Below are 24,193 nucleotides of genomic sequence, written 5' to 3' on the forward strand. Positions count from 1 at the left end.
ATATGCCTGTCGCATGAGGCCGGCGATGTCGACTTCTACCTCAAAGGTCGAGCGAGCCCATTTGGCAACGCACCCCGTTTTTTGGTTCCGGCGCCTTATCTGACACCAGACATAATGGACGATCCGGTGAGGACTGGTATCGGCGCAGCATATTTTCCGTTGGATGATCTCACGTATGCGGGCCGGATCAGGGAACGGACAAATCCCCCGCCGGGCGCCTGCCTAGAGGAGCCGTTCGATCACGGGCTGATCTCTCTGAAGACCAATGAAGACTACAATCCGCAGGAGCAGGTCCCAGCCCGCTGCCGCGTGCTGCCTCTTGATCTGCAGCTCGTGCCGGAAGACAAATCCATACCGCTGGCAATGCGGTGCCCGCTGTCGCCCCGCACGGGTGCCTGCGAAGCGAGTTACCACATGGGAAACGGGTGGGAAGCGCAGTTCCTGGTTTCCGTCGGGGACATTCCCGAGTGGGAAGACCACGTCCAGCGCGTGACGGATTTCTTCGAGAACAGTTTAGAGGAATGTGAGCCGGAATGACCTGCGTCACCCTCGCCTGCCTTGCCCGCGGAGACGTCTCTGGGCATTCCCTGCTCTACACGAGACTGCTCGTGATCGTCTCGATGATCGCCGTCTCGTCCGGAGCGTTCGCCGAAACGATCAAACATCGGTACGAGAAGGCAAACAAACCTATATGCCTGTCGCATGAGGCCGGCGATGTCGACTTCTACCTCAAAGGTCGAGCGAGCCCATTTGGCAACGCACCCCGTTTTTTGGTTCCGGCGCCTTATCTGACACCAGACATAATGGACGATCCGGTGAGGACTGGTATCGGCGCAGCATATTTTCCGTTGGATGATCTCACGTATGCGGGCCGGATCAGGGAACGGACAAATCCCCCGCCGGGCGCCTGCCTAGAGGAGCCGTTCGATCACGGGCTGATCTCTCTGAAGACCAATGAAGACTACAATCCGCAGGAGCAGGTCCCAGCCCGCTGCCGCGTGCTGCCTCTTGATCTGCAGCTCGTGCCGGAAGACAAATCCATACCGCTGGCAATGCGGTGCCCGCTGTCGCCCCGCACGGGTGCCTGCGAAGCGAGTTACTACATGGGAAACGGGTGGGAAGCGCAGTTCCTGGTTTCCGTCGGAGACATTTCCGAGTGGGAAGACCACGTCCGGCGGGTGACGGATTTCTTCGAGAACAGTTTTGAGGAATGCGAGCCGGAATGAGCCGGACCACCCTCCGCCTTGCCAGCGGAGATGTCTCCCGGCTTTACCGCGTTTTCATCGACCGCAGACTGCCTCAGGGCAGCGCGCGCCAGCCGATGTCGCGGCGGCAGAAGCCGCCGGGCCAGTCGATGCCGTCGATCATCGCGTAGGCGGCGTCGCGCGCCTCGGCCAAGGACGCGGCGCGCGCGGTGACGTTCAGGACCCGGCCTCCGGTGGCGACGATGGCGCCGTCGCGCGCCTCGGTGCCGGCGTGGAAGACCATGCGGAAAGAGTCCTCGGGCATCGCATCCAGCCCCCGGATTTCGCTGCCCTTGTCGTAGGCACCGGGATAGCCTGTGGCGGCCATGACGACCGTGATCGCGTGGTCGTCGGCCCAGTTCACGCGCGTCTCGGCAAGCCGCCCCTCGGCTGCGGCCTGCATCAGGTCGAGCGCCTGCGCGCCGAGGCGCATCATCAGCACCTGGCATTCGGGGTCGCCGAAGCGGGCGTTGTATTCGACGAGGCGGGGGGTGCCGTTCTCGATCATCAGCCCGGCGTAGAGGACGCCCTGATAGGGGGTGCCGCGCTTCGACATCTCGGCCAGCGTGGGTTTCACGATCTCGTCCATGGCGCGCCGCGCGATCTCGTCGGTCAGGACGGGGGCGGGGGAATAGGCGCCCATGCCGCCGGTGTTGGGGCCGGTATCGCCGTCGCCCACGCGCTTGTGGTCCTGCGCTGTGCCTATGGCGAGGGCGTCCGTGCCGTCGCAGAGGACGAAGAACGAGGCTTCCTCGCCCGACATGAACTCCTCGATCACGATGTCCGCGCCGGCCTCGCCGAACTGGCCGCCGAGCATCTCGTCGATGGCGGTCTCGGCCTCCTCCTCGGTCATCGCGACGACGACGCCCTTGCCGGCGGCGAGGCCGTCGGCCTTCACGACGATGGGGGCGCCCTGCTCGCGGATGTAGGCCTTCGCGGGGTCGGTCTCGGTGAAGCGGGCCCAGGCGGCGGTGGGAGCGCCAGCGGCGTCGCAGATCTCCTTGGTGAAGCTCTTCGAGGCTTCGAGGCGGGCGGCCTCGTTCGAGGGACCGAAGACGAGGAAGCCCGCGCCGCGCAGGTCGTCGGCCACGCCCGCAGCGAGGGGAGCCTCCGGGCCGACGATGACGAAGTCGATGGCGTTCTCTTCGGCGAAGGTCGCCACCGCGCCGCCGTCGAGGATGTCGAGTTGGGCGCAGTCGGCGATGGCGGCGATCCCGGCGTTGCCCGGCGCCACGATCAGCTTGTCGCACTTCGGGTTCTGGAGCACCGCCCAGGCCAGCGCGTGCTCGCGTCCGCCGCCGCCGAGGATCAGGATATTCACTGTGCGCGCCCCCTTCGCTATGGTCGGCGCCGATAGACACGAAACGCGCCTGCTAGACAAGCGCGAGGGGAGCCGATGGACCTGTTCGAGCATGTGGGCGACGGCGGCGGCGCAGGCGACAACACGCCCGAGTTCACCGTGTCGGAGATCGCGGGCACCGTGCGCCGCATCCTCGAGGGCGAGATGGCCCATGTGCGGGTGCGGGGCGAGGTGGGCCGCGTCGTCCATGCGCGGTCCGGGCATCTGTACTTCGATCTGAAGGACGACAAGTCGGTCCTGTCCTGCATGACCTGGAAGGGGCAGATGGCGGGTCTCGACCTGATGCCCGAGGAGGGGATGGAGGTCATCGCCGAGGGCAAGATGACGGCCTCGGGGTTTTCGTCGAAGTACGGGCTGAACGTCACGCGGATCGCCGTCGCGGGCGAGGGCGCGCTGATGGCGATGCTCGAGCGGCGGAAGAAGGCGCTGGCCGCCGAGGGGCTGTTCGCGGCCGAGCGGAAGAAGCCGCTGCCGTTCCTGCCCGAGATCATCGGGGTGGTGACGTCGCCTCAGGGTGCGGTGATCCGGGACATCCTGCACCGGCTGAGGGACCGCTTCCCGCGCAAGGTGATGATCTGGCCGGTGGCCGTGCAGGGCAAGGAGTGCGCGCCGCAGGTCGCCGCCGCGATCCGGGGCTTCAATGCGCTGACGCCGGGGGGTGCCTTGCCGCGCCCGGATCTCATCATCGTGGCGCGGGGCGGCGGGTCGATCGAGGACCTATGGGGGTTCAACGAGGAGATCGTGGCGCGGGCGGCGGCGGAGTCGGCCATCCCGCTGATCTCGGCGGTGGGGCACGAGACGGACACGACGCTGATCGACTATGTGGCCGACCGCCGCGCGCCCACGCCGACGGCTGCGGCCGAGATGGCGGTGCCGGTGCGGGCCGAACTGATCGCCTGGACGCGCGAGCAGGAGGCGCGGCTCTTGCGCGGTGTGCGGCAGGGGGTCGAGCGGCGGCGTCAGCGGCTGTCGGATCTCTCACGCATCCTGCCCCGGCCCGAGACGCTGCTGTCGGACCCGCGCCAGAGGCTCGACCGGGCCGAGGCACGGCTGGGTGCGGCGCTGGAGCGGTCGGCGGCGCGGAAGCGGAAGACCTTCGAGGCGGTGGCGGGGGCGTTGCGGCCTGCGGCGCTGAGGGCGCGGTTGAGGGAGGCGCAGCGGCGGCTGGACACCTGCGGCGGGCGGCTGGCGCCGGCGCTGACGCGCGATGTGGCGCTGCACCGCGACCGGCTGGGAAAGGTGCGGCTGCGGGCCGAGCCGCTTGTGCTGCGGCTGGGACGCGGGCGCGACGCGCTGGCGCGGGCGGCTGCCGCGCTGGACCGCTGCGAGGCGCAGGGGCGCCTTCGGCGGCGGGACCGGCTGGACGCGCTCGGGCGGATGCTGGGGACGCTCAGCTATCAGGGGACGCTGGCGCGGGGCTATGCGGTGGTGCGCGACGGGGCCGGGGCCGTGGTGACGGAGGCAGGTGAGGCGCGGAAGAACGAGGCGCTGGAGATCGAGTTCCGCGACGGTCGGGTGCCGGTGCGGCGGGGCTGACCCCTGGCCGCCGCGAAGGCGCGGAGGGTTGGGATGCGTATTTCTGGCAAGATGAAGCGGGAGGGGTGGTCTAGACGCCCACCTCGGGACCGAGGCAGATGAGCGGGCCGTCGCGGCGGCTGGTCTCGTAAAGTTCGGTGACGCCGGGGTCGTTCTCGAACTTCGCCAAAAGGCGGCCGTCGCGCTGGTAGAAGGTCCAGCACTGGACCTCGGGGATGGTGTCATAGACGAAGCAGATCTGCTCGCCCGCCTCGTACCAGCGACCCTCGGCGCAGTCGCCGTCGAGGTAGGACCAGCGTACGCGGCGGCCTTCGAAATATTCCTCGGCACCGTATTCTCCGCCCGACGAAGCGTAGGAGAGGGTGCGCCCGGTGACGATACGCTCGAACTCGGCGGCGGAGAGCGGGGTTTCGGCCAGGGCCGGCGTTGCGGCGAGGAGGGCTGTGAGGACGAGGGCGCGCATGGGCCGAGAGTGACATGGTGCGCGGGCGCAGGGAAGGGGTGGCACGCGGCGGCGGCGCCCTCCCGCCGGGCTTCCATCTTCCGCACACGCGGATTAGGTGGAAGTCATGGCATTCTTCTCGAAGCTCAAGGACCGGCTCTTCAAGTCCTCGTCGAAGATCGACGAGGGGCTCGAGGCCATCGTCGAGGACGGCGGCACGGAGGAGGCGGCGGCGACGCCGGAACCCGCTCCCGACGTTCCGCCCGCACCTCCGCCCTCGCCTACGCCCGCCGCGCATCCGGCGCCACCGCCCGTCGAGGCGATGACGCCCGCGCCCACGCCCGCGCCGCCGCGCGACAGGGGCGGGTTGCTGGGGCGGCTTACGGGCCGCGCTGCGCCCGAGACGGTGGTGCGCCGGACGCTCGACGACGACATGCTGGAGCGGATCGAGGAGCTTCTCATCACCTCGGACATGGGCGTCGAGACGGCCGCAAGGGTGGCCGCGAACATGGCCGAGGGGCGCTTCGGGCGGAAGTTCTCGACCGAGGAACTGAAGGCCGTGATGGCGGGCGAGATCGCGCGCATCATGGAGCCGGTGGCGAAGCCGATGCCGCTTTACGCCAAGCGGCCGCAGGTGGTGCTGGTCGTGGGCGTCAACGGCTCGGGCAAGACGACGACGATCGGGAAGCTCGCCAGCCAGTTCCGCGCGGCGGGCAAGTCGGTGGTGATCGCGGCGGGCGACACCTTTCGCGCTGCCGCCGTCGAGCAGCTTCAGATCTGGGGCGACCGCGCGGGCGTGCCGGTGATGACGGCGCCCGAGGGGTCGGACCCGGCGAGCCTTGCCTTCGACGCGATGGCGCGGGCCGAGGCCGAGGGCGCGGACCTTCTGATGATCGACACCGCAGGGCGGCTGCAGAACCGGCAGGACCTGATGGAGGAGCTTGCCAAGATCGTCCGCGTGATCCGCAAGAAGGATCCCGAGGCGCCGCACAACACGATCCTCGTCCTCGACGCGACGACGGGCCAGAACGCGCTGAGCCAGGTCGAGATCTTCCGCAAGATCGCCGACGTCACAGGCCTCGTGATGACCAAGCTCGACGGCACGGCGAAGGGCGGTGTGCTGGTGGCTCTCGCCGACCGCTTCGGGCTGCCGATCCACGCCATCGGTGTGGGCGAGCAGATCGACGACCTGTCGCCTTTCGATCCCGAGGACTTCGCCAAGGCCCTGACCGGGGCTGGCGCGTGAGGCTCGACTTCTGTGGCGCCTCAGGCGTAGGGGTCCTCGTGAGTGCCCATCAGACGCTCCAACTGGCGGATGACGGTCAGAATTACGATGACGATGACCGTCGCCATCGCGGCGAGCGGGATCTGTCCCGCACCGCAGGCGAGACCGACCGCACCGGCGAGCCAGAGCGTGGCGCCGGTGGTGATGTTACGGACCTTTCCGCCCGAGGTGAAGATGAGGCCCGCAGCGAGGAAGGCCACGCCCGCCGTCACCGCCTCGATCAGGCGGAGCGGGTCCTGGCGCTGCGAGCCCTCGTCGCCGAAGGAGATGGACGACAGCTCGATGCCCACGACGACGAAAAGGCAGGCGGCGATCGAGACGAGCATGTTGGTCCGAAGGCCCGCCGGCTTTTCGCGCCGCTCGCGCTCGAAGCCGATGACCGCCCCGAGGAGGACGGCGGCGAGAAGGCGCGTCGCCGCGATCTCGAAAGGCACCCTGCTGAAGGTGCCGGTGAATTCGTCGACGATGGTCTCGATCATGTCTGTCCCGTCCGTTTCGCGCGACACAACGCACGATACCCCGTTCCGGTTTCGGCGACAGGGGGGTGAGCGAATGGCTGGTCTCTCTCGAGGGCACCGAAGCCGGACGGCACCTGGCGCTGGCGCTCGCCTTGCAGGCGGCGTTCCTGCACGCGCTTTTCGGTGCGTTGCAGAAGGGAAAGACGGACCCCTGGACGGCGCGCGCCGCGATCGACGCCTGCTATGTCGTGATGGCGCTTCCCATGGCCCTGTTCCTGGTGCCCGCGCCGGAGCCGGAGGTCTGGCCCTTGTTCGCCGGCGCCTGGGCGATTCATGTCGGCTACAAGCTCGCGCAGGGCGCGGCCTATTCGGCGGGCGCCTATACCGTCGTCTATCCGGTGGTGCGGGGGTCGTCGCCGGCCTTCACGCTGGTGGGCGCGATGCTGGTCTTCGGCGAGACCTTCGCGCCTCTGCAATGGCTGGGCGTCGCCGTGCTTATGGGCGGGATCCTTGGGCTTGCGCTTTACAACCTGCGCCACATCGTGGTGGACCGGGCGAAGCTGCCCCTGGCGCTTGGACTGGCGGTGATCACGGGCGGGTTCGTGGCGCTTTATACGACGTGGGACGCCTATGCGATCCGCGCGACGCCCGATCCCTTCACCTTCATCGCCTGGTTCTTCCTCATCGACGGGATCACCATTCCGGTGGGCTATATGGTGTTGCGGCGGGGGCGGCTGCCCCGGCCTCTCGGCCCGGTTCTGCGGCTGGGCGTCCTTGGCGCGGTGGTGGCGTTCCTGTCCTTCGGGGGGATCATGCTGGCCACGCGGCTCGACAAGGTGGGCGAGGCTGCGGTGCTGCGCGAGACGAGCGTCGTGTTCGCGGCGTTCCTCGGGTGGATCATGCTGGGCGAGGGCGTGGGACCGAGGCGGCTTCTGCTGATCGTGCTGATCGCGGCGGGGGCGGTACTGGTGGAAATGGGCGGATGACGTCGATGACAGGAAAAGGTGTGCGATGAGCGGTAAGGAAATCAGCCCGGTGGTGAAGCAGGTCCTGGAACTGGGGCCGCCGCTTCTGTTCTTCGTCGCCTACCTCTACATGAGGGACGAGACCTATCTCATTGGCGGGCGAGAGTATTCCGGCTTCATTGTCGCTGCCGCGGCCTTCGTGCCCATCCTTCTGCTGTCGCTTGCGATCCTGTGGCGGCTGACGGGAAAGCTGAGCCGGATGCAGGTCTTCACCGTCGTGATGGTGGTCGTCTTCGGCGGGCTGACGGTGTGGTTCAACGACGAGAGGTTCTTCAAGATGAAGACCACGCTGGTCTACGGGCTGTTCGCGCTGATCCTGGGTGTGGGGCTTCTGCAGGGGCGGTCGTACCTCGCCTGGGTCATGTCGGAGTTCCTGCCGATGACGCACGAGGGCTGGATGAAGCTGACCTGGCGTCTGACGCTGTTCTTTGCGGCGCTGGCCATCGGCAACGAGATCGTCTGGCGCACGATGTCGACGGACGCCTGGGTCAAGATCGAGACCTTCGGTTTTCCGCTTCTGATGTTCCTGTTCCTGTGGATCCAGATCCTCGCCCTGCAGCGTCACATGATCGAGGACGAAGGCGGGGACGCCTAGCGGTACTCGGCCAGGTCGTCGTCGGCGGCTTCGAGGGCCACGAGAAGGTCGCGGTCGAGCCGTTCGGCCAGGTGGACCCCGGCCTGACCGTTCTTCCACCAGTGGACGATGGCGGGGATGCGGGTTCCCAGAACCTCGACTGCGCCGGCGGTGCCGGGGGCGAGCGCCTCTTCGACCTCGAGCCGCATCCCGTCGTAGCTGACGTCGCGGATCGTGATGCGGAGGCGGCTGCCCCCATCGCGGGTTTCGGCGTCCCGGTGAAACCAGGCCTCGACACAGGTGCGGCGGCGGTTCGGGCTGAACCGCCTGTTGAATGTCTCTCTCATCATCATGTGGCGCGCTCCCGGCCGGTCGGGCGCAGGGTAGGGCGGCGAAGGTTAAGGATTGGCTGATCCCCCAAGTCTCTTGACGAGACCAGCGCGGAGGTCTAGCAGGCCCGCACCGTGGCGATTTGTTCACCGGATTGCGGGCCACGTTAAACATTCCGCTAAAGAGGTCTGGGACGGACTTCCGCCCCCGGCGCTCGTGCGGTGGGGGCTTTTTGTTGTGGAAAGGAGGCGTCCCCATGTCGAAGAAGGATTGGAAGCGCAGGACGACGCTGGTTCACGGCGGCATCCGCCGGAGCCAGTACAACGAGGTGTCGGAAGCCATCTTCCTGACGCAGGGCTTTGTCTACGAAAGCGCCGAGCAGGCGGCGGCGCGGTTCGAGAAGGCGGGCGAGGACGAGTTCATCTATGCCCGCTACGGCAACCCGACCGTGCGGATGTTCGAGGAGCGGATTGCGGCGCTGGAGGGGGCCGAGGACGCCTTCGCGACGGCCTCCGGCATGGCGGCGGTGAATGCCGCGCTGACCTCGATGCTGCGGGCGGGAGACCATGTCGTCTCGGCCCGCGCGCTGTTCGGGTCGTGCCTCTACATCCTCGAGGAGGTGCTGACGCGCTATGGCGTCGAGGTGACCTTCGTCGACGGTACCGACCTCGACCAGTGGCGGGCGGCGGTCAGGCCGGGGACGAAGGCGGTGTTTCTCGAATCGATGTCGAACCCGACGCTGGAGGTCATCGACCTGGAAGCGGTGGCGCGCATCGCGCATGACGCGGGCGCGCTGGTGATCGTGGACAACGTCTTTTCGACGCCGGTCTTTTCCCGCGCCATCGCGCTGGGCGCGGACGTGGTGGTCTATTCCGCGACAAAGCACATCGACGGGCAGGGGCGCGTCCTTGGCGGCGTGGTCCTCGGGACGAAGGATTACATCCGCAAGACGCTGGAGCCGTATCTCAAGCACACCGGCGCCGCGATGAGCCCGTTCACCGCCTGGCTGCTGCTGAAGGGGCTGGAGACGATGGACCTGCGCGTCCATGCTCAGGCGGATGCGGCGTTGAAGGTGGCGCAGGCGCTGGAGGGCGATGCGCGGCTGGCGCGGGTGATCTATCCGGGGCTGGAAAGCCATCCGCAGCACGCCCTTGCCATGCGGCAGCTCGAAAAGGCGGGGACGGTGATTTCCCTCGACCTGAAGGGCGGGCAGGAAGCGGCGTTCCGGTTCCTCAACGCGCTCGAGATCGTCGTGATTTCGAACAACCTGGGCGACGCGAAGTCGATCGTGACGCATCCCGCAACCACGACGCACCAGCGCCTGAGCGACGACCAGCGCGACGCGCTTGGCATCACGCGGGGGCTCGTGCGGCTGTCGGTCGGGCTCGAGGATGCCGACGACCTGATCGACGACCTGAAAGCCGCGCTGGACGCGGTCTGATGGACGTCGTGGTGAGGTCCGGCCGCGCGGAGGATGTCCCCGCGCTGCCCGAGGTGTTCCATGCCGCCGTGCAGGCGGCGGAGGCCTACAGCGAGGCGGAGCGCGCAGCATGGTCGCCCGCCGTGCCGACGGTCGAGGCGTGGACCAGACGGCTCGACGGCCTGGACGTTGTCGTGGCCGAGGTCGGGGGCGAAGTCGCCGGGTTCATGTGCCTGAAGGATGACTTGCTGGACCTCGCCTATGTCCATCCCACCTTCGCGCGGCAAGGCGTGGGCCATGCGCTTTACGCCGTGGTCGAAGGCCGCGCGCGGTCGGTCGGGGTGACGCGCCTGAGGACCGAGGCGAGCCTGGTGGCCGAGCCGTTCTTCCTCCGTCACGGCTGGCGCGTCGTGCGGCGGCAGGAAGTGGTGCGCAACGGGGTCGCGTTGCGCAATGCGGTGATGGAGAAGGTGCTCCCGGTCCCGGACTGGCAGGAGGCGGCAGCCGCCCCCATATCCGAAGCCTCGAACGCTCGAGCGGAAACCTGATGACGCGCGTCCTTATCCTTCAACTCCGCCCCGAGGACGAGGCGTCGGACGGCGAGTTTCGCGCCTTCCTCGACAAGGGCGGGCTGGACGAGAGCCAGGTGAGGCGCATCCGCATGGAGCAGGGACCGCTGCCCCGCGACGTCTCCCTGGACGATTTCGGGGCGGTGATCGTGGGCGGCGGGCCGGGTTGCGTCTCGGACGACCCGGCGACACGCGATCCGGTCGAGGCGCGCGCCGAGGCCGAGCTTCTGGCGCTGATGCCCAAGATCGTCGGGCGTGACTTGCCCTTCCTCGGCTGCTGCTACGGCATCGGGCTTCTGGCGCATCACCTGGGCGGCGAGGTCTCGAAGGCGCAGTACGGCGAGCCTGTGTCGGCCGTGACCTGCGAGGTGACGGAGGAGGGACGCTCCGATCCGCTGTTGCGGGGTCTGCCGGATCGGTTCGCGGCGCTCGTCGGCCACAAGGAGGCCGTGCAGGCGCTGCCGCCGGGAGCGGTTCACCTTGCGGGGTCGGAAGGTTGCCCGTTCCAGATGATCCGCGCGGGGCGGAACGTCTATGCGACGCAGTTCCATCCCGAGGCGGACGGGCAGGTCTTCGCGGACCGAATCCGCATCTATCGCAACCGGGGATACTTCGACCCCGAGGCGGCAGAAGATCTGACCCGTGCCTGCCTCTCGGCCGAGGTCACGGTGCCGGAGCGCATCCTGCGGCGTTTCGTCGAGACATACGTAAGATCCGGCGTACCTTCCCCTTCGTAAAGAAACGGCAAGGACGACGGGATATCCTCGCGGGACACGAAGGGGAAAGACGGATGACCATTCACTCGAAGCCACTGGGACGGGACCTGACGCCGGACGACGCCGCCGAGGCGCTGTCGGTCCTGCGCGACTGGGCAGGACAGGCGACGGCGGACGAGGTCGAGCGGCTTGATCCCGCCCTGCGCGCGCTGCTGGTCGGACGGTCGAACGGCTATCCCGACTTCTCGCGCGCCTATCCGGTCGACTTCCTGTCGGACGAGGCCTATCGCGCCACGCTGCCCGACCTGCAGAACGGTCCCGAATCCCTGATCCGGGGCGCGAGGTCCAAGATCCAGCACGTCGGCATCTCGAACTTCCGGCTGCCGGTGCGATTCAAGGTTAAGAGCGGTGGCGAGCGGCTTGTCGACGTCTCGGTGACGGGCACGGTCAGCCTCGACGCGGGCCGCAAGGGCATCAACATGAGCCGCATCATGCGCAGCTTCTATGCGCATGTCGAGCGCGCCTTCAGTTTCGAGGTGATCGAGTCGGCGCTCGACGACTATTGCGCGCACCTCGATGCCGAGGATGCGCGGATCCAGATGCGGCTGTCCTATCCGATGGAGGTGGCGAGCCTGCGCTCGGGCCTGAAGGGTTGGCAGTATTATGACCTGGCGCTGGAAGTGGCGCAGCAGGACGACGAGCGGCTGCGGGTGTTGCACCTCGATTACGTCTATTCCTCGACCTGCCCCTGCTCGCTGGAACTCTCCGAACACGCGCGTCGGACGCGCGGGCAACTGGCGACGCCGCATTCGCAGCGGTCGGTCGCGCGGCTGTCGCTGGCTCTGGAACCCGACGCCGGCACGCTTTGGTTCGAGGATGCGGTGGCGCTGTGCCGCCGCGCGGTGCCGACCGAGACGCAGGTGATGGTCAAGCGCGAGGACGAGCAGGCCTTCGCTGAACTGAACGCGGCCAACCCGATCTTCGTCGAGGATGCGGCGCGGCTTTTCGCCGAAGCCATCGAGGCCGATCCGCGCATCGGCGATTACCGCGTGGTGGCGAGCCATCAGGAAAGCCTGCACAGCCATGACGCCGTGTCGGTGCTGACCGGCGGCCCTACCTTCGCCCAGGCGAGCCTCGATCCCCGCCTCTTCGGGACGCTCGTGCATCCGGGCTGAGGGCGCTTGCCCGGTCGCGGGTCGCTGCTAGAGTGGCGGCCCGCGTGGAGAGGCTTCGGATGACGGATCGGACGTGTGACTGGCGGTGCGACTGCGGCAAGATGCACGCCCGCATCGGCCTGTCTAAGGGAACGCGCATCGTGTGCGCCTGCAAGGACTGCCAGGCCCACGCGCGGCACCTGGGGCGCGGCGACAGGATGGACGCGCGGGGCGGGACCGACCTACTTCTGACGACGGTGGACCGGGTCGAGATGCTGGAGGGGCAGGAACACCTCCAGTCCCTGCGGCTGACGAAGAAGGGTCCGATCCGCTGGTACGCCGGATGCTGCGGGACGCCTTTCGTCAATTCCGCCGGAACGCCCGGCGTGCCGCACGCGGGCGTCATCGCCTGGAACCTTACCCCTCGGGATGCCTTGCCGCCGCTCGCCGCGCGCATGATGGACAAGGGCTCGCCGAAGAGCGGCGCACTGGCCGTCGTCGGCGCCATCGTGCGACACCTGTCGCATGTCGCGGGCGCACGGCTGTCCGGGCGTTACAAGGCGACGCCCTTCTTCGATGCCAAGGGCGCGCCGGTGTCCGCGCCGAAGGTTCTCGACGAGGCGGAACGGCGTGCGGCCTACCTTGGCTGACCTTGCCGAACGGCAGGGACAGGGGTCCCGCATGATCGACTTCCGGCCCGTCGGATACATCATCGGCCTCGTCGTCGCCGCCATCGGCGCGTCGATGGTCCTGCCGATGATGGCAGACCTCGCCGCCGGGAACGACGAGGCGGGCGTCTTTCTCGAAGCCGCCGTCGTCACCATCCTTACCGGCGGGCTGATCGCGCTGGCCTCGGCCAACTCGGTCTCGGGCCGGATGGAGAACCGCCAGCTTTTCCTTCTGACGACGATGGTCTGGGTGGTGCTGCCGCTTTTCGGGGCGATCCCCTTCATGCGGGGCGCCACCGACGCCAGTTTCACGGACGCCTATTTCGAGGCGATGAGCGGCGTGACCACGACCGGCGCCACGGTCTTCGTGGGGCTCGACGACCTCCCGGCGGGGATCCTGTTATGGCGGTCGATGCTGCAATGGTTCGGCGGCGTCGGCATCATCGTCGTCGCGATGGCCTTCCTGCCGGAGCTTCGGGTGGGCGGGATGCAGATCTTCCGCTCGGAAGCCTTCGAAACCGACGGCAAGGTGCTGCCCCGCGCGGCCGAGATCGCCTCGCGCATCTCGATCGTCTACGTGGGGCTGACGATCGCCTGCGTGCTGTCCTACCTCGCCAGCGGCTTCACCTGGTTCCACGCGGTCAACCATGCGCTGACGACGGTGTCGACCGGCGGGTTCTCGACACACGATGCGTCCTTCGGCAACTACCAGGGGGCGCCCGAGTACGTCGCCTCGGTCTTCATGGTGCTGGCAAGCCTGCCCTTCGTCCGCTACGTCCAGATCCTCGCGGGGTCGGCGCTGCCGTTCTACCGCGATGTCCAGATCAGGGCCTATTTCTGGCTGATCGCCCTCCTGATTGCGGTCATGACAGCCTATCGACTTCTTGCGAATGGCGATCACTTCACACACGCTCTCAGGGAAGCGACGTTCAACATCACCTCGATCATCACCGGAACCGGCTACGCCAGCGTCGACTACCAGCTCTGGGGACCGTTTCCGGTCGTGCTGTTCTTCTTCATCGGGCTGATCGGGGGATGCGCGGGGTCGACCTGCTGTTCCGTCAAGATCTTCCGCTACCAGATCCTGATCGCGGCCATCGCGACGCAGATCCGGCGCATCCACAGCCCGAACGGGGTGTTCCAGATCCGCTACGGCGGGCAGACGCTGACCGAAGACGTGCTGTCGTCGGTGACGGCGTTCCTGACGCTGTTCTTCGTGTCGCTCGGGGTGTTCTCGGTGCTTCTGTCGGCGACGGGGCTCGATTTCGTGACGTCGGTGTCCGGGGCCGCGACGGCCATCGCGAACGTGGGACCGGGCCTTGGTCCCATCATCGGACCCGCCGGCAACTTCAGCACGCTGAACGACATGGCGAAATGGATCCTGACCTTCGCCATGCTCTGCGGCCGGCTTGAGTTGATGGTCGTCTTCGTCCTCTTCACCTCGCGGTTCTGGCGCGGCTGAGGCTCAGTTCCAGCAGGACACCAGCACGGTCAGGTCGGTGGCGAGAAGCGCCAGGTCCTCGGGCGCCATCAGGTCTCCCATCGCGGTCTCGTCGGGAGCGATGCCGTTCGCCGCAAGGAAGTCGGACAGGGCAGGAGCGTCGGCGGCGAAGGCCACGTCGCCTGGAAGCTGGCGGTCGCCCGCGCGCGGGGCGAGGAGCATCCCCACCACGGCGCCCGAGCCGTCGAAGACGGGGCCGCCCGCATCGCCGGGCTCGTTCGAGACGTCGAGACGCTGCACACGGTCGTCGCCGTCGAGGCCCTTCACGTCGGCGAGCGTGCCGAAGGACAGGACCGGCGCCGACAGAAGCCCGCCGTAGCTGTAGCCCGCCACGGCGATGTCGGACGCAAGCCGGGGCTCGTTCGTCGAGAGGCGCGCGACCGACAGGGGGGCGAGCGACTCGCGGGGTGTCAAAAGGGCGAGGCCGAGCGCGTCGTCACGCGCCGTCACCTGCGCCTCGACCTCGCCGTCGAGCGTCACGCGGGCGCATTGCGCGACGGCGCCCGAGGTGGTCAGGACAGTGCCCGAGCCGTCGATGTAGAAGCCCGAGGCGGTGGTGCCGGGGCGGCGGATCTCGAGGCCCGAGAGAAGGTCGATGTTCTGGATCGCCGTGCCTTCGGTGTCGGGCAGGACGCCTTCGAGAGGCGTGAAGCTGTCGCGCATCCGGGACAGGGCCAGGCGGAAGCGCTTTTCGTCGCCGGCGGGCCAGGCCAGGGTGAAGCCCTTGACCGCGCCGCCGGTGAGGCGCGCGTAGGTATAGGACTGGGTCGTCGCGTTCGTGCCCTCGATGGTGAACTCGGATTGGGTAAGCTCACGCTCTCCCTCGATCGGCACGATCTCGAGCGTCTGGAGGATGTCGTAGAGCGCGCCGAGCGTGTTCGCGTCGCCCGCCTGGCTGATGAGGACGACCCGCACGCCGTCGTCGGTTGCGGGCGCATAGTGCGCGAAGGGCGACTCGTAGCGGTCGAAGCGGACGAGGCCCGCAGGCATGTCGACCTGGATGCCCGCCCGTTCGTCGATCACGGGGGTAAGGCCAAGCGCGTCGAGGACGCCGAGATAGCCGTCGACGAGTTCGCGCCGCTGGAGCGTCGTGAGGATGCCGGTCGGCTCGTAGCCGTTGAGCTGCTGCCAGTCGGCCATCGCCCGGCGGGTGCCGGGACCAAAGGAGGCGTCGATCACCGAGGAGTAGACGCCTTCCCACTGCATCGCGGTCTGGATCAGGGCGCGGTCCTCGCGGGTGAGCTCTGCCTCGCTGCGGCGGGCCTCGGCAGGGGTCTCCTCGCCGGCTTCGAGGACGGGCGGCGGGGTAAGGGGCGCGGCGGGCGCGGTTGCGGCGACGCCGGTGCCGAAGATGCGGTCGCGGAACGAGCGCCCGTCTGACACGAAGGCGTCGGACGGCACGGCGCGGGAGGCCCGCAGTTCAAGAAGGCGCTGGCGCGCTTCGGCTTCGGAATAGGGGCCGAGGGCGATGGCGTGCCAGTTCGAGCGAAGCCGGAAGGCGTTCACGTCGGGAAGCTGGGCGGCATAGGCGTTGGCGCGCGAAAGGGCTTCGCGTTCCGTAGGTTGCGCCTCGATCTGCACCCAGGATTGCTGCGCCGAGGCGGTCCCGGCCAGGAAGATGCTCAGGCAAATGGCTGCGATGACCCGCCAAACGTTCATACCGATCCCGATCCTTGGAGGCCCCCCGGGGCGCCGATTGCGGCTGTTCTAGAGAAAGGCTGGACCGAGTGCGAGGGGTTTCAAGGGGGTCAGATTGACCCCGTCGGGCCTGTTGCCTATTGAGAACGCGAGTTGCGAGAGGTTCCGCCCATGTCCGCCCACAGCCCGTCCGACACGGTGCGCCCGAAGAGCTTCCAGGAGATCATTCTCAGGCTTCAGAGCTATTGGGCGTCGAAGGGCTGCGCGATCCTGCAGCCCTACGACATGGAGGTGGGCGCGGGCACCTTCCACCCCGCGACGACACTGCGGGCACTTGGCAGAAAGGCCTGGGCCGCGGCCTATGTCCAGCCGTCCCGGCGGCCGACCGACGGGCGTTATGGCGAGAACCCGAACCGGCTTCAGCACTATTATCAGTACCAGGTGCTGATAAAGCCGTCGCCGCCGGATCTTCAGGCGCTCTATCTCGGCTCGCTCGAGGCCATCGGCATCGACGCCGCGCTTCACGACATCCGCTTCGTCGAGGACGACTGGGAAAGCCCGACGCTCGGCGCCTGGGGGCTTGGCTGGGAGGTTTGGTGCGACGGGATGGAAGTGTCGCAGTTCACCTATTTCCAGCAGGTCGGCGGGCACGATTGCAAGCCGGTTTCGGGCGAGCTGACCTATGGGCTGGAACGACTTGCGATGTACGTCCTCGGCATCGATCACGTCATGGAGATGCCGTTCAACGACCCTCAGTCGCCGATCCCGCTGAGCTATGGCGACATCTTCCGGCAGACCGAGCAGGAGTATTCTCGGTGGAACTTCGACGTGGCGGACACGGACATGCTCCTGAAGCACTTCGAGGACGCCGAGGCCGAGTGCCGTCGCATCCTCGAGGCGGACGACGTCGATCCCAAGACCGGCAAGCGCATCGTCATGGCGCATCCGGCCTATGACCAGTGCATCAAGGCGAGCCATCTCTTCAACCTGCTCGATGCGCGCGGCGTCATCAGCGTGACCGAGCGCCAGGCCTATATCGGGCGGGTGCGGGCTTTGGCGAAGGCCTGCGCAGATGCCTTCGTCACGACCGACGCGGCCGGGGCGGCGGCGTGAGGGCATGAGCGGGAAAATCGTCGCCATGATCCTCGTGGTCTCGGGCCTGATCGCCGGCGCGGCGATGTACTATTTCCAGGTCTACGCCTTCTACGACACCGTCTCGGCGGAGGACTCCGAGGTGTTTCTTACGTCGGTGGCGACGGGAGCGCCCGAGGCGATCGGGGCCGAGTCCGTGCGCGCCATCGACGCCGACAGCTCCCCCCTGCGCTACCGGGCCTGTTTCGAGACCGGGCTGAGCCAGGCGATGCTGACCGAAAGCTATGTCGTCTATGAGGGTGCGGTGCCGAACGTGGCACCGGGCTGGTTCGACTGCTTCGACGCCGCTGCCATCGGTGCAGCACTGGAGGAGGGGACGGCGACGGCCTTCCTGGGCGAGGGCAACATCCATTACGGCTTCGACCGCGTGGTTGCCATCGGCGAGGACGGACGCGGCTTCGTCTGGCACCAGATCAACGCCTGCGGCCAGGCCTTCTTCGATGGAGATCCCTTGCCGCAGGGCTGTCCGGCTCCTCCCGAGCAGTAGCCTCGGCGGAACCGAATGCGTTGGCAGGCGCTTTGTCCGGCAGGAGGACGCGCCGATGTCAGACACTGCACCGAACTGGGTCGTACCGATGATGCGGGTGGGATACAGCGCCCGCGCCGCGGTCTATGCTGTGCTTGGCGGGCTGACGCTGGCCGCGGCCTGGGCCGGCGGTCAGACCGAGGACACCCAGGGGGCGCTGGCGAGGCTCAGGGACGAACCTTTCGGCAACGCGCTCCTCTGGCTCATCGGGCTTGGGCTTATCTGCTTCGCCGCCTGGCGGCTGGTCGCGGCGTGGTACGATCTCGAGAGGCGTGGCGACGACGAGAAGGGGGTCTTCGCGCGCGTCGCCCTCGTTGTGTCGGGCATCTGGTACGGCGCGCTTGGCGTGTCGGTCATCGCACTCGCGCGGGGGAACTCCTCGGGCGGGGGCGACTGGACCACGAAGATGATGGGGATGCCCTTCGGCAAGTGGATCGCGGCCGCGGTGGGCGTGGCCCTCCTCGGCGTGGGTGCCTTCCACCTCTACAAGGGCTGGGCGCGCACCTATGAGCGCAACATCCGCGTGACACCCACGACGCGGCGCCTTGACCCCGCGATGCGCGCCGGGTTCGTGGCCCATGCCATCGTCGTGGGGATCGTGGGCGCGTTCCTGGTTGTCGCCGCCCTGCAGTCGGACCCGAGCGAGGCCAAGGGCGTCGGCGACGCGCTGTCCTATGTGCGCGGCATGGCGTTCGGGCGGGTGCTTCTGGGGCTCCTCGGACTCGGGCTGCTGGGCTATGCGCTCGAGAACGCCATCGAGGCGATCTACCGCATCGTGCCGCGTTGCGCGGGACCGGATGTGCAGACGATCAGCGACTGGGCCGAGGAAAAGGCCCGCCAGGCCGGGGCCTGACGCACCGGGTCCGGGACTGGACGGGGGCGGGAGGGACGGCTATCCACCGCCCCTGAACCCTGAGCTGAACCGGACCCATCCCCCATGCCCGATCTTCTGATCGAACTCTTCTCCGAGGAAATCCCCGCGCGGATGCAGCGGCAGGCGGCGGAGGATCTGCGCAGGCTGATGACGGACGGTCTGGTCGAGGCGGGGCTGACCTATGCCCATGCCGCCGCCTTCGCCACGCCGCGCCGTCTTGCGCTGGCGGTCGAGGGGCTACTGGACCGTTCGCCCGCATTGCGGGAGGAGCGCAAAGGTCCGCGCACCGACGCACCGGATCAGGCGCTGGAGGGGTTCCTGCGTTCGACGGGTCTGACGAAGGACCAGCTTCAGGCGCGGGACGACAAGAAGGGCCAGGTCTGGTTCGCGGTGGTCGAGAAGCCCGGGCGTCCTGCGGCCGAGATCGTGGCCGAGGTGCTGGAGCGCACGGTGCGCGATTTCCCCTGGCCGAAGTCGATGCGCTGGGGCGCGGGCACCCTGAGGTGGGTGCGTCCGCTGCACTCGATCCTCTGCCTTGTGACCGATGAGGCGGGCGAGGCGACGGTGGTGCCGGTCGAGATCGACGGCATCCGGGCCGGCGATACCACGCGCGGGCACAGGTTCATGGCTCCGGGTGCGTTCCGCGTGTCGTCCTTCGACGACTACGTGGCGAAGCTGAAGCGGGCGCATGTGATCCTCTCGGCCGAGGAGCGCGCCGAGCATATCTGGCACGACGCGACGCAGGCGGCCTTCGCGCAGGGGCTGGAGCTGGTCGAGGACAAGGGCCTTCTGGCCGAGGTCGCGGGCCTCGTCGAATGGCCGGTGGTGCTGATGGGCGAGATCGGGGCGGAGTTCCTGGACCTGCCGCCCGAGGTGCTGCGGACATCGATGAAGGAACACCAGAAGTTCTTCAGCGTCACGGACAAGGCGGGCCGCATCGTGCGCTTCGTCACCGTGGCCAACCGCGAGACGGCGGACGATGGCGCGACGATCCTGAAGGGCAACCGCAAGGTGCTGTCGGCGCGGCTGTCGGATGCCAAGTTCTTCTGGGAGAACGACCTGCGCGTGGCGAAGGCAGGGATGGGCGAGTGGCTGGAGGCGCTGAAGGCGGTGACCTTCCACAACAAGTTAGGATCTCAGGCCGAGCGCATCGAGCGCATCGCGGCTCTGGCGCGGGAGTTAGCACCCCTGGTGGGTGCGGACCCGGAGAAGGCCGAGACGGCGGCGCGGATGGCCAAGGCCGACCTGTCGTCCGAGATGGTCTACGAGTTCCCCGAGTTACAGGGGGTGATGGGGGCCTATTACGCCAAGGCCGCCGGGCAGGGCGAGGATGTGGCGGCGGTGGCGCGCGAGCATTACCAGCCGCTCGGTCCGTCCGACGACGTGCCTTCGGCGCCCTTGTCGGTGGCCGTTGCGTTGGCCGACAAGATCGACACGCTGACGGGCTTCTGGGCGATTGACGAGAAGCCGACGGGGTCGAAGGATCCGTTTGCGCTGAGGCGGGCGGCGCTGGGGGTGATCCGGTTGATTGCAGCTAACGAATTTCGAATTGCCCTGAACGATATGTTTCAGCGAGCTAACGAGATTGCTGGCCCACGAAGTAACGCTTTCGCGGACATCAATGAAATGAGGAGCTTCCTCCATGACCGCCTCAAGGTCTACCTCCGCGACCGGGGCATCCGGCATGACGTCATCGACGCCTGCCTCGCCATGCCGAACGCGGACGACCTGACCCTTCTCGTCCGTCGCGCCGAGGCGTTGCAGGCCTTCCTCGACACCGAAGACGGGGGCAACCTTCTCCAGGGCTTCCGGCGCGCGCACAACATCCTGACGCAGGCGCAGGAGAAGGACGGGGTCGAATACTCCTACGGCCCCGATCCCAAATTGGCCGAGACGGACGAGGAACGCGCGCTTTTCGCCGCGCTCGACGACGCGCAGGCGAAGATCGCGCCCGCCATGCAGTCCGAGGATTTCGGCGCGGCGATGGCTGCTCTCGCCGACCTCCGCGCGCCGATCGACGCCTTCTTCGAGGCGGTGCAGGTGAACGCCGAGAGCCAGATCCTGCGGCGGAACCGGCTGAACCTCCTGCACCGCATCAGCGCGCTCTGCCTCGGCGTCGCGGACCTGACGCGGCTCGAGGGCTGACGCGAGGTTCCGGCAACGGACGGGCGCCGATAACGATTTAGACGCACGGCTTCCTTGATCGCGGACGATTAGCTTCTATCCTGCGCAGCGAAGGAATCGCCGCAGTGCAGAAACCATTCGAGATCGAAGACTTCGTCGTCATCGACGAAACGGCGCCCGTCGCGAACGATACGCACGGCGGACGCGCGAAGTGCCTGCAGCGGCTGATCCGGCTCGACCTTCCCGTTCCGCTGACCGTGGCGCTGTCCTTCGCGACGGTGCGACGGCTCGCGAGCGGAGGGCAGGTCGACACCGCCGCCATCCTGCGGAACTTCGGGGCCGCGCCCCTGGTTTCGGTCAGGCCGTCGTCCGAGGATCCCGACTGGGGCGGGCCGGGGGCGATCCTGAACATCGGCATGAACGATGCCCGGCACGCGGAACTGGCGAACCTCCTGGGCCACGCCGCCGCCGATAGGCTCTATGTCCGTTTCGTGCAGACCTATTCGGTGCAGGTCGCGCGTCTTGACCCCGACAGCTTCGAGGCGCCGGACGATCCCGACGGGTCGACCCTGACCGCCATGCTCGACGCCTACGAGGCCGAGATGGACGAACCTTTCCCGCAGGACCCGGCGCGACAGCTTTCGGATGTGCTGAAGTCGATGGCGCGCGCGTGGGAAGGCACCTCGGCCCGGCTTCTGAGGCAGGCGCGCGGCGCGCCGGCGGAGGCTGGTCTCGGCCTCGTCGTGCAGCGCATGGCGCCCGGCATGGGCCCGCCCGAAAGCGGCTCGGGCGTGATCCAGTTCGTCTCGTCCGACACGGGCCTGCCGCAGATCACGGGGCGCTACCTCGGCCAGAGCCAGGGGCGCGACGCGCTGTTCGACGAAAGCGCCGTGTACCTGACCCGCGACCCGCGCGGCCCGTCTCTGGAAGAAATGTACCCCGAGGGCTTCGACCGCCTGATGCAGTACGGCGCGACCTGCCGTCAGCGCCTGAAGGAAGAGATGCAGATCGAATTCGCCCTGGATGCCGGGCGGCTGTCGGTCCTTGACGCCGTGCGCGTGCAGCGCACCGCGCGGGCCGCTGTGCGGATCGCCGTGGCGATGGCCGAGGATGGGGCCATAGAGCGCGAGGAGGCAGTCCTGCGGATCGAGCCCGGGTTCCTCGCACACCTCATGCACCGTCAGGTCGACCAGAAAGCGGCGCGCGACGTGATCGCGACAGGCGTCGCCGCCAGCCCCGGCGCCGCCACCGGGCGCATCGTCTTCACCTCGGCCGCGGCACAGGCCGCCGCCGCGCGCGGCGAAGCCACGATCCTCGTCCGCCGCGAAACCTCGCCCGAGGACATCCGGGGGATGCACGCGGCCCACGCGGTCCTGACCGAACGCGGCGGCATGACCAGCCACGCCGCGATGGTGGCGCGCGGTCTGGGCCTGCCGGGTGTCGTCGGCGCGCACGGGATCGCCCTGAACCGGCGCGCGCGGACGCTCACCACGCCGGATGGCCGGGTCCTGAACGAGGGCGACCTCGTCACGGTCGATGGCACGACGGGAACGGTCCTTGCCGGCGCGGTGCCGCTCCTGGAGCCGAACCTCGACGACAGCTTCCGCACGCTCCTCCATTGGGCCGACGAGGTGCGCGACATCGGCGTGCGCGCCAACGCCGACACCTATGCCGAGGCGAAGATGGCGCTGACCTTCGAGGCCGAGGGCATCGGGCTCTGCCGGACGGAACACATGTTCTTCGAGGAAGACCGTTTGACGCTGATGCGCGAGATGATCTTCGCCGAGACGGCCGAAGGCCGCGCGGCTTCGCTGGAGCGCCTTGTGCCCATGCAGGTGGCGGACTTCTGCAAGCTCTTCGAGGTGATGGCGGGGCGCCCGGTCTGCATCCGGCTGTTCGATCCTCCGCTGCACGAGTTCCTGCCGCAGTCGCGCGACGGGCTGCGGGATCTGGCCGACGCCATGGGCCTGCCCCTGTCGCGCGTGACGCGGCGGGTCGAGGCCCTGTCCGAGTTCAACCCCATGCTGGGCCTGCGCGGGGTCCGCCTGGGCATCACGATGCCCGAGATCTATGAGGCGCAGGCGCGCGCGATCTTCACCGCGACGATCGAAAGTTCGACGCCCGAGATGCCCGTCGTGCCCGAGATCATGATCCCGCTCGTTTCGGCCAAGCGCGAGGTCGAGCTTGTCCGGGGCCGGATCGAGGGCATCGCGGCCGCCGTGCGCTCCGAAACGGGGGCCTCGTTCGACTATCGTCTGGGCGTCATGGTCGAGACGCCCCGCGCGGCGCTTCGCGCGGGCGAGATCGCGCCCCATGTCTCGTTCCTGTCCTTCGGCACGAACGACCTGACCCAGATGACCTATGGATTGTCGCGCGACGACGCGGGGCGGTTCATGTCGGTCTATGTCCAGCAGGGCATCTTCACGGAAGATCCGTTCCACCGCCTCGACGTCGAGGGCGTGGGAGAGCTTCTGCAACTGGGCGCCTCGCGGGGACGTGCGGTCCGGCCCGACATGAAGCTGTCGATCTGCGGCGAACACGGCGGCGACCCCGAATCCATCGCCTTCTGCCGTGCCGCGGGCTTCGACTACGTCAGTTGCTCGCCCTTCCGCGTCCCCGGCGCTCGACTGGCCGCCGCGCAGCTTGCGCTCCGCGACAAAGAGATATTTTCCCGACCATTGATCGATTAATGGAATTTTAAGCGGATTCTTGCCGAATCTGTCCCCGTTCCACGGTCCGTTTTTCCGATCCCGGGGTGGACGTTCCCCCGGCCATTGGCTAGGCCCGCCTTGAGGTACGAGGGCGTGTGCTGCCCTCAAGGTGATGTGTTGCTGCGAAAAGGGGGCAACCATGTATGGAAACGCCGTTCGGGCGCTGATCGTATCGGCGTCTCTGGTCCTGTGTTGCGGGGCGGCTTTGGCCGATGTGACGCTGGGATCTTCGAACAATTCGCAGGCCGGGATTGACGACCGCCTGTCTTCGCTTCTCGACGCCGAGAACCGGACCGTCAGCGATGTGCAACGCCGCGGGCTCGGCCGTCTGATCCAGTCGCCCGCGGCGACGCCAGGCGACACGGGATATTATTCTCGTGCCCGGCTCGATGCGATGCCGGCCGTTTCGGGCGGACCGGAATGGCGGTGCCTGTCCGAGGCTCTCTACTTCGAGGCACGGGGCGAAACCGTTCGCGGCATCTTCGGCGTGGCCGAGGTCATCCTGAACCGGGTCGACGATCCGCGCTATCCCAACAGCGTCTGCGGTGTCGTGAACCAGGGGACCGGCGAGAAATTCCGCTGCCAGTTCACCTATACCTGCGACGGGCGTCCCGAGGTCATCCGCGAGAAGAAGGCCTTCGCGCTGGTGGGCAAGGTGGCCAAGATCATGCTGGGCGAGTCCGAGCGTCCCCTGACCGACGGCGCCACGCATTACCACACGAAGTCCGTTCGTCCGAAGTGGGCCCGCGCCTTCCCGATGACGGCCGCCATCGGCTTTCACAAGTTCTATCGCCAGTCCGACGCCTTCGCCTCGCGCTGACGCGCGGAAGCCTCGGTCGGTCACGCGGTTTCACGCCGTTTTCGCTGGACGCTCGCCTGACTGCGG

At 67.8% G+C, this 24,193-nt stretch carries 23 protein-coding genes and 1 riboswitch; of the genes, 18 read left to right on the plus strand and 5 right to left on the minus strand.

Translation table 11 applies throughout. The features are described 5' to 3' along the window. Together C8D95_RS08560 and C8D95_RS08565 are read left to right on the plus strand one after the other, a co-directional pair. Positions 1-537 (plus strand): hypothetical protein (locus tag C8D95_RS08560; protein ID WP_211312621.1); only part of this gene is annotated, 537 nt, incomplete at its 5' end. Continuing rightward, positions 534-1,226: a hypothetical protein gene (locus C8D95_RS08565; protein ID WP_109758755.1), complete on the plus strand. Its 693-nt coding sequence runs from the start codon at positions 534-536 to the stop codon at positions 1,224-1,226. The genes C8D95_RS08560 and C8D95_RS08565, both read left to right, overlap by 4 nt. A gap of 73 nt (positions 1,227-1,299) precedes the next feature. On the opposite strand, the gene purD is transcribed toward C8D95_RS08565, so the two are convergent. Then, a complete protein-coding gene (gene purD / locus C8D95_RS08570) occupies positions 1,300-2,565 on the minus strand; it encodes a phosphoribosylamine--glycine ligase (protein ID WP_109758756.1) in 1,266 nt (421 codons plus the stop codon). Between the two features lie 75 nt (positions 2,566-2,640). Between purD and xseA the strand changes: the two genes are divergently transcribed. After that, complete coding sequence (gene xseA, locus C8D95_RS08575; protein WP_109758757.1) at positions 2,641-4,140, plus strand: exodeoxyribonuclease VII large subunit; 1,500 nt, start codon at positions 2,641-2,643, stop codon at positions 4,138-4,140. Positions 4,141-4,210: 70 nt separating this feature from the next. On the opposite strand, the gene C8D95_RS08580 is transcribed toward xseA, so the two are convergent. Next, a complete protein-coding gene (locus tag C8D95_RS08580) occupies positions 4,211-4,603 on the minus strand; it encodes a hypothetical protein (protein WP_109758758.1) in 393 nt (130 codons plus the stop codon). Between the two features lie 106 nt (positions 4,604-4,709). Between C8D95_RS08580 and ftsY the strand changes: the two genes are divergently transcribed. Beyond that, positions 4,710-5,828: a signal recognition particle-docking protein FtsY gene (ftsY, locus tag C8D95_RS08585; protein WP_109758759.1), complete on the plus strand. Its 1,119-nt coding sequence runs from the start codon at positions 4,710-4,712 to the stop codon at positions 5,826-5,828. Positions 5,829-5,848: 20 nt separating this feature from the next. Here the strand turns inward: ftsY and C8D95_RS08590 are convergent, their stop codons facing one another. After that, positions 5,849-6,346: an MgtC/SapB family protein gene (locus C8D95_RS08590; RefSeq protein WP_109758760.1), complete on the minus strand. Its 498-nt coding sequence runs from the start codon at positions 6,344-6,346 to the stop codon at positions 5,849-5,851. A 65-nt stretch (positions 6,347-6,411) separates the two neighbouring features. On the opposite strand from C8D95_RS08590, the gene C8D95_RS08595 reads away from it, so the two are divergent. Both C8D95_RS08595 and C8D95_RS08600 read left to right on the plus strand, forming a co-directional pair. Further along, positions 6,412-7,311 (plus strand): EamA family transporter, encoded by a 900-nt coding sequence (locus C8D95_RS08595; RefSeq protein ID WP_109758761.1) that lies wholly within the window; start codon positions 6,412-6,414, stop codon positions 7,309-7,311. Positions 7,312-7,336: 25 nt separating this feature from the next. Next, a complete protein-coding gene (locus C8D95_RS08600; RefSeq protein WP_109758762.1) occupies positions 7,337-7,945 on the plus strand; it encodes an inner membrane-spanning protein YciB in 609 nt (202 codons plus the stop codon). On the opposite strand, the gene C8D95_RS08605 is transcribed toward C8D95_RS08600, so the two are convergent. Next, positions 7,942-8,277 carry a PilZ domain-containing protein gene (locus C8D95_RS08605; RefSeq protein ID WP_109758763.1) on the minus strand — a complete coding sequence of 112 codons (336 nt, stop codon included), beginning with the start codon at positions 8,275-8,277 and terminating at the stop codon, positions 7,942-7,944. The genes C8D95_RS08600 and C8D95_RS08605 overlap by 4 nt on opposite strands. Positions 8,278-8,378: 101 nt before the next feature. Continuing rightward, a riboswitch (SAM riboswitch) is annotated at positions 8,379-8,457 on the plus strand. 53 nt (positions 8,458-8,510) lie between these two features. On the opposite strand from C8D95_RS08605, the gene metZ reads away from it, so the two are divergent. From metZ to C8D95_RS08635, 6 genes are read left to right on the plus strand one after another with little or no spacing between them, the layout of a single operon-like run. Further along, a complete protein-coding gene (gene metZ, locus C8D95_RS08610; RefSeq protein ID WP_109758764.1) occupies positions 8,511-9,695 on the plus strand; it encodes an O-succinylhomoserine sulfhydrylase in 1,185 nt (394 codons plus the stop codon). Continuing rightward, positions 9,695-10,222 (plus strand): GNAT family N-acetyltransferase, encoded by a 528-nt coding sequence (locus C8D95_RS08615; protein ID WP_109758765.1) that lies wholly within the window; start codon positions 9,695-9,697, stop codon positions 10,220-10,222. Before metZ ends, C8D95_RS08615 begins: the two co-directional genes overlap by 1 nt. Further along, positions 10,222-10,980 (plus strand): glutamine amidotransferase, encoded by a 759-nt coding sequence (locus C8D95_RS08620; RefSeq protein WP_109758766.1) that lies wholly within the window; start codon positions 10,222-10,224, stop codon positions 10,978-10,980. The genes C8D95_RS08615 and C8D95_RS08620 overlap by 1 nt, the downstream gene beginning before the upstream one ends. A 53-nt stretch (positions 10,981-11,033) precedes the next feature. Next, a complete protein-coding gene (gene folE2 / locus C8D95_RS08625; RefSeq protein ID WP_109758767.1) occupies positions 11,034-12,134 on the plus strand; it encodes a GTP cyclohydrolase FolE2 in 1,101 nt (366 codons plus the stop codon). Between the two features lie 59 nt (positions 12,135-12,193). Continuing rightward, a complete protein-coding gene (locus tag C8D95_RS08630) occupies positions 12,194-12,763 on the plus strand; it encodes a DUF6151 family protein (RefSeq protein ID WP_126918546.1) in 570 nt (189 codons plus the stop codon). Between the two features lie 31 nt (positions 12,764-12,794). Beyond that, complete coding sequence (locus tag C8D95_RS08635; protein ID WP_109758769.1) at positions 12,795-14,243, plus strand: TrkH family potassium uptake protein; 1,449 nt, start codon at positions 12,795-12,797, stop codon at positions 14,241-14,243. Positions 14,244-14,246: 3 nt separating this feature from the next. Here the strand turns inward: C8D95_RS08635 and C8D95_RS08640 are convergent, their stop codons facing one another. Next, a complete protein-coding gene (locus C8D95_RS08640; RefSeq protein WP_109758770.1) occupies positions 14,247-15,941 on the minus strand; it encodes a serine protease in 1,695 nt (564 codons plus the stop codon). 150 nt (positions 15,942-16,091) lie between these two features. Between C8D95_RS08640 and C8D95_RS08645 the strand changes: the two genes are divergently transcribed. The 6 genes from C8D95_RS08645 (at position 16,092) to C8D95_RS08670 (ending at position 24,127) form a co-directional block, all read left to right on the plus strand. Next, the gene (locus C8D95_RS08645) at positions 16,092-17,033 is read left to right on the plus strand and encodes a glycine--tRNA ligase subunit alpha (RefSeq protein WP_109758771.1); all 942 of its coding nucleotides are present in this window, start codon (positions 16,092-16,094) and stop codon (positions 17,031-17,033) included. 4 nt (positions 17,034-17,037) lie between these two features. Beyond that, positions 17,038-17,559, plus strand: coding sequence for a DUF6446 family protein (locus C8D95_RS08650; RefSeq protein WP_109758772.1), 522 nt, complete (start codon positions 17,038-17,040; stop codon positions 17,557-17,559). A gap of 55 nt (positions 17,560-17,614) precedes the next feature. Beyond that, positions 17,615-18,451: a DUF1206 domain-containing protein gene (locus C8D95_RS08655; RefSeq protein ID WP_109758773.1), complete on the plus strand. Its 837-nt coding sequence runs from the start codon at positions 17,615-17,617 to the stop codon at positions 18,449-18,451. 84 nt (positions 18,452-18,535) lie between these two features. Beyond that, positions 18,536-20,617 (plus strand): glycine--tRNA ligase subunit beta, encoded by a 2,082-nt coding sequence (glyS, locus tag C8D95_RS08660; protein WP_109758774.1) that lies wholly within the window; start codon positions 18,536-18,538, stop codon positions 20,615-20,617. A gap of 104 nt (positions 20,618-20,721) precedes the next feature. Further along, complete coding sequence (locus tag C8D95_RS08665) at positions 20,722-23,286, plus strand: putative PEP-binding protein (protein WP_109758775.1); 2,565 nt, start codon at positions 20,722-20,724, stop codon at positions 23,284-23,286. Between the two features lie 160 nt (positions 23,287-23,446). After that, positions 23,447-24,127: a cell wall hydrolase gene (locus tag C8D95_RS08670; protein ID WP_109758776.1), complete on the plus strand. Its 681-nt coding sequence runs from the start codon at positions 23,447-23,449 to the stop codon at positions 24,125-24,127. The last annotated feature ends 66 nt before the right edge of the window (positions 24,128-24,193 follow it).

The sequence above is a fragment of the Silicimonas algicola genome (assembly GCF_003148765.1).
In the GTDB taxonomy this organism is placed as follows: domain Bacteria; phylum Pseudomonadota; class Alphaproteobacteria; order Rhodobacterales; family Rhodobacteraceae; genus Silicimonas; species Silicimonas algicola.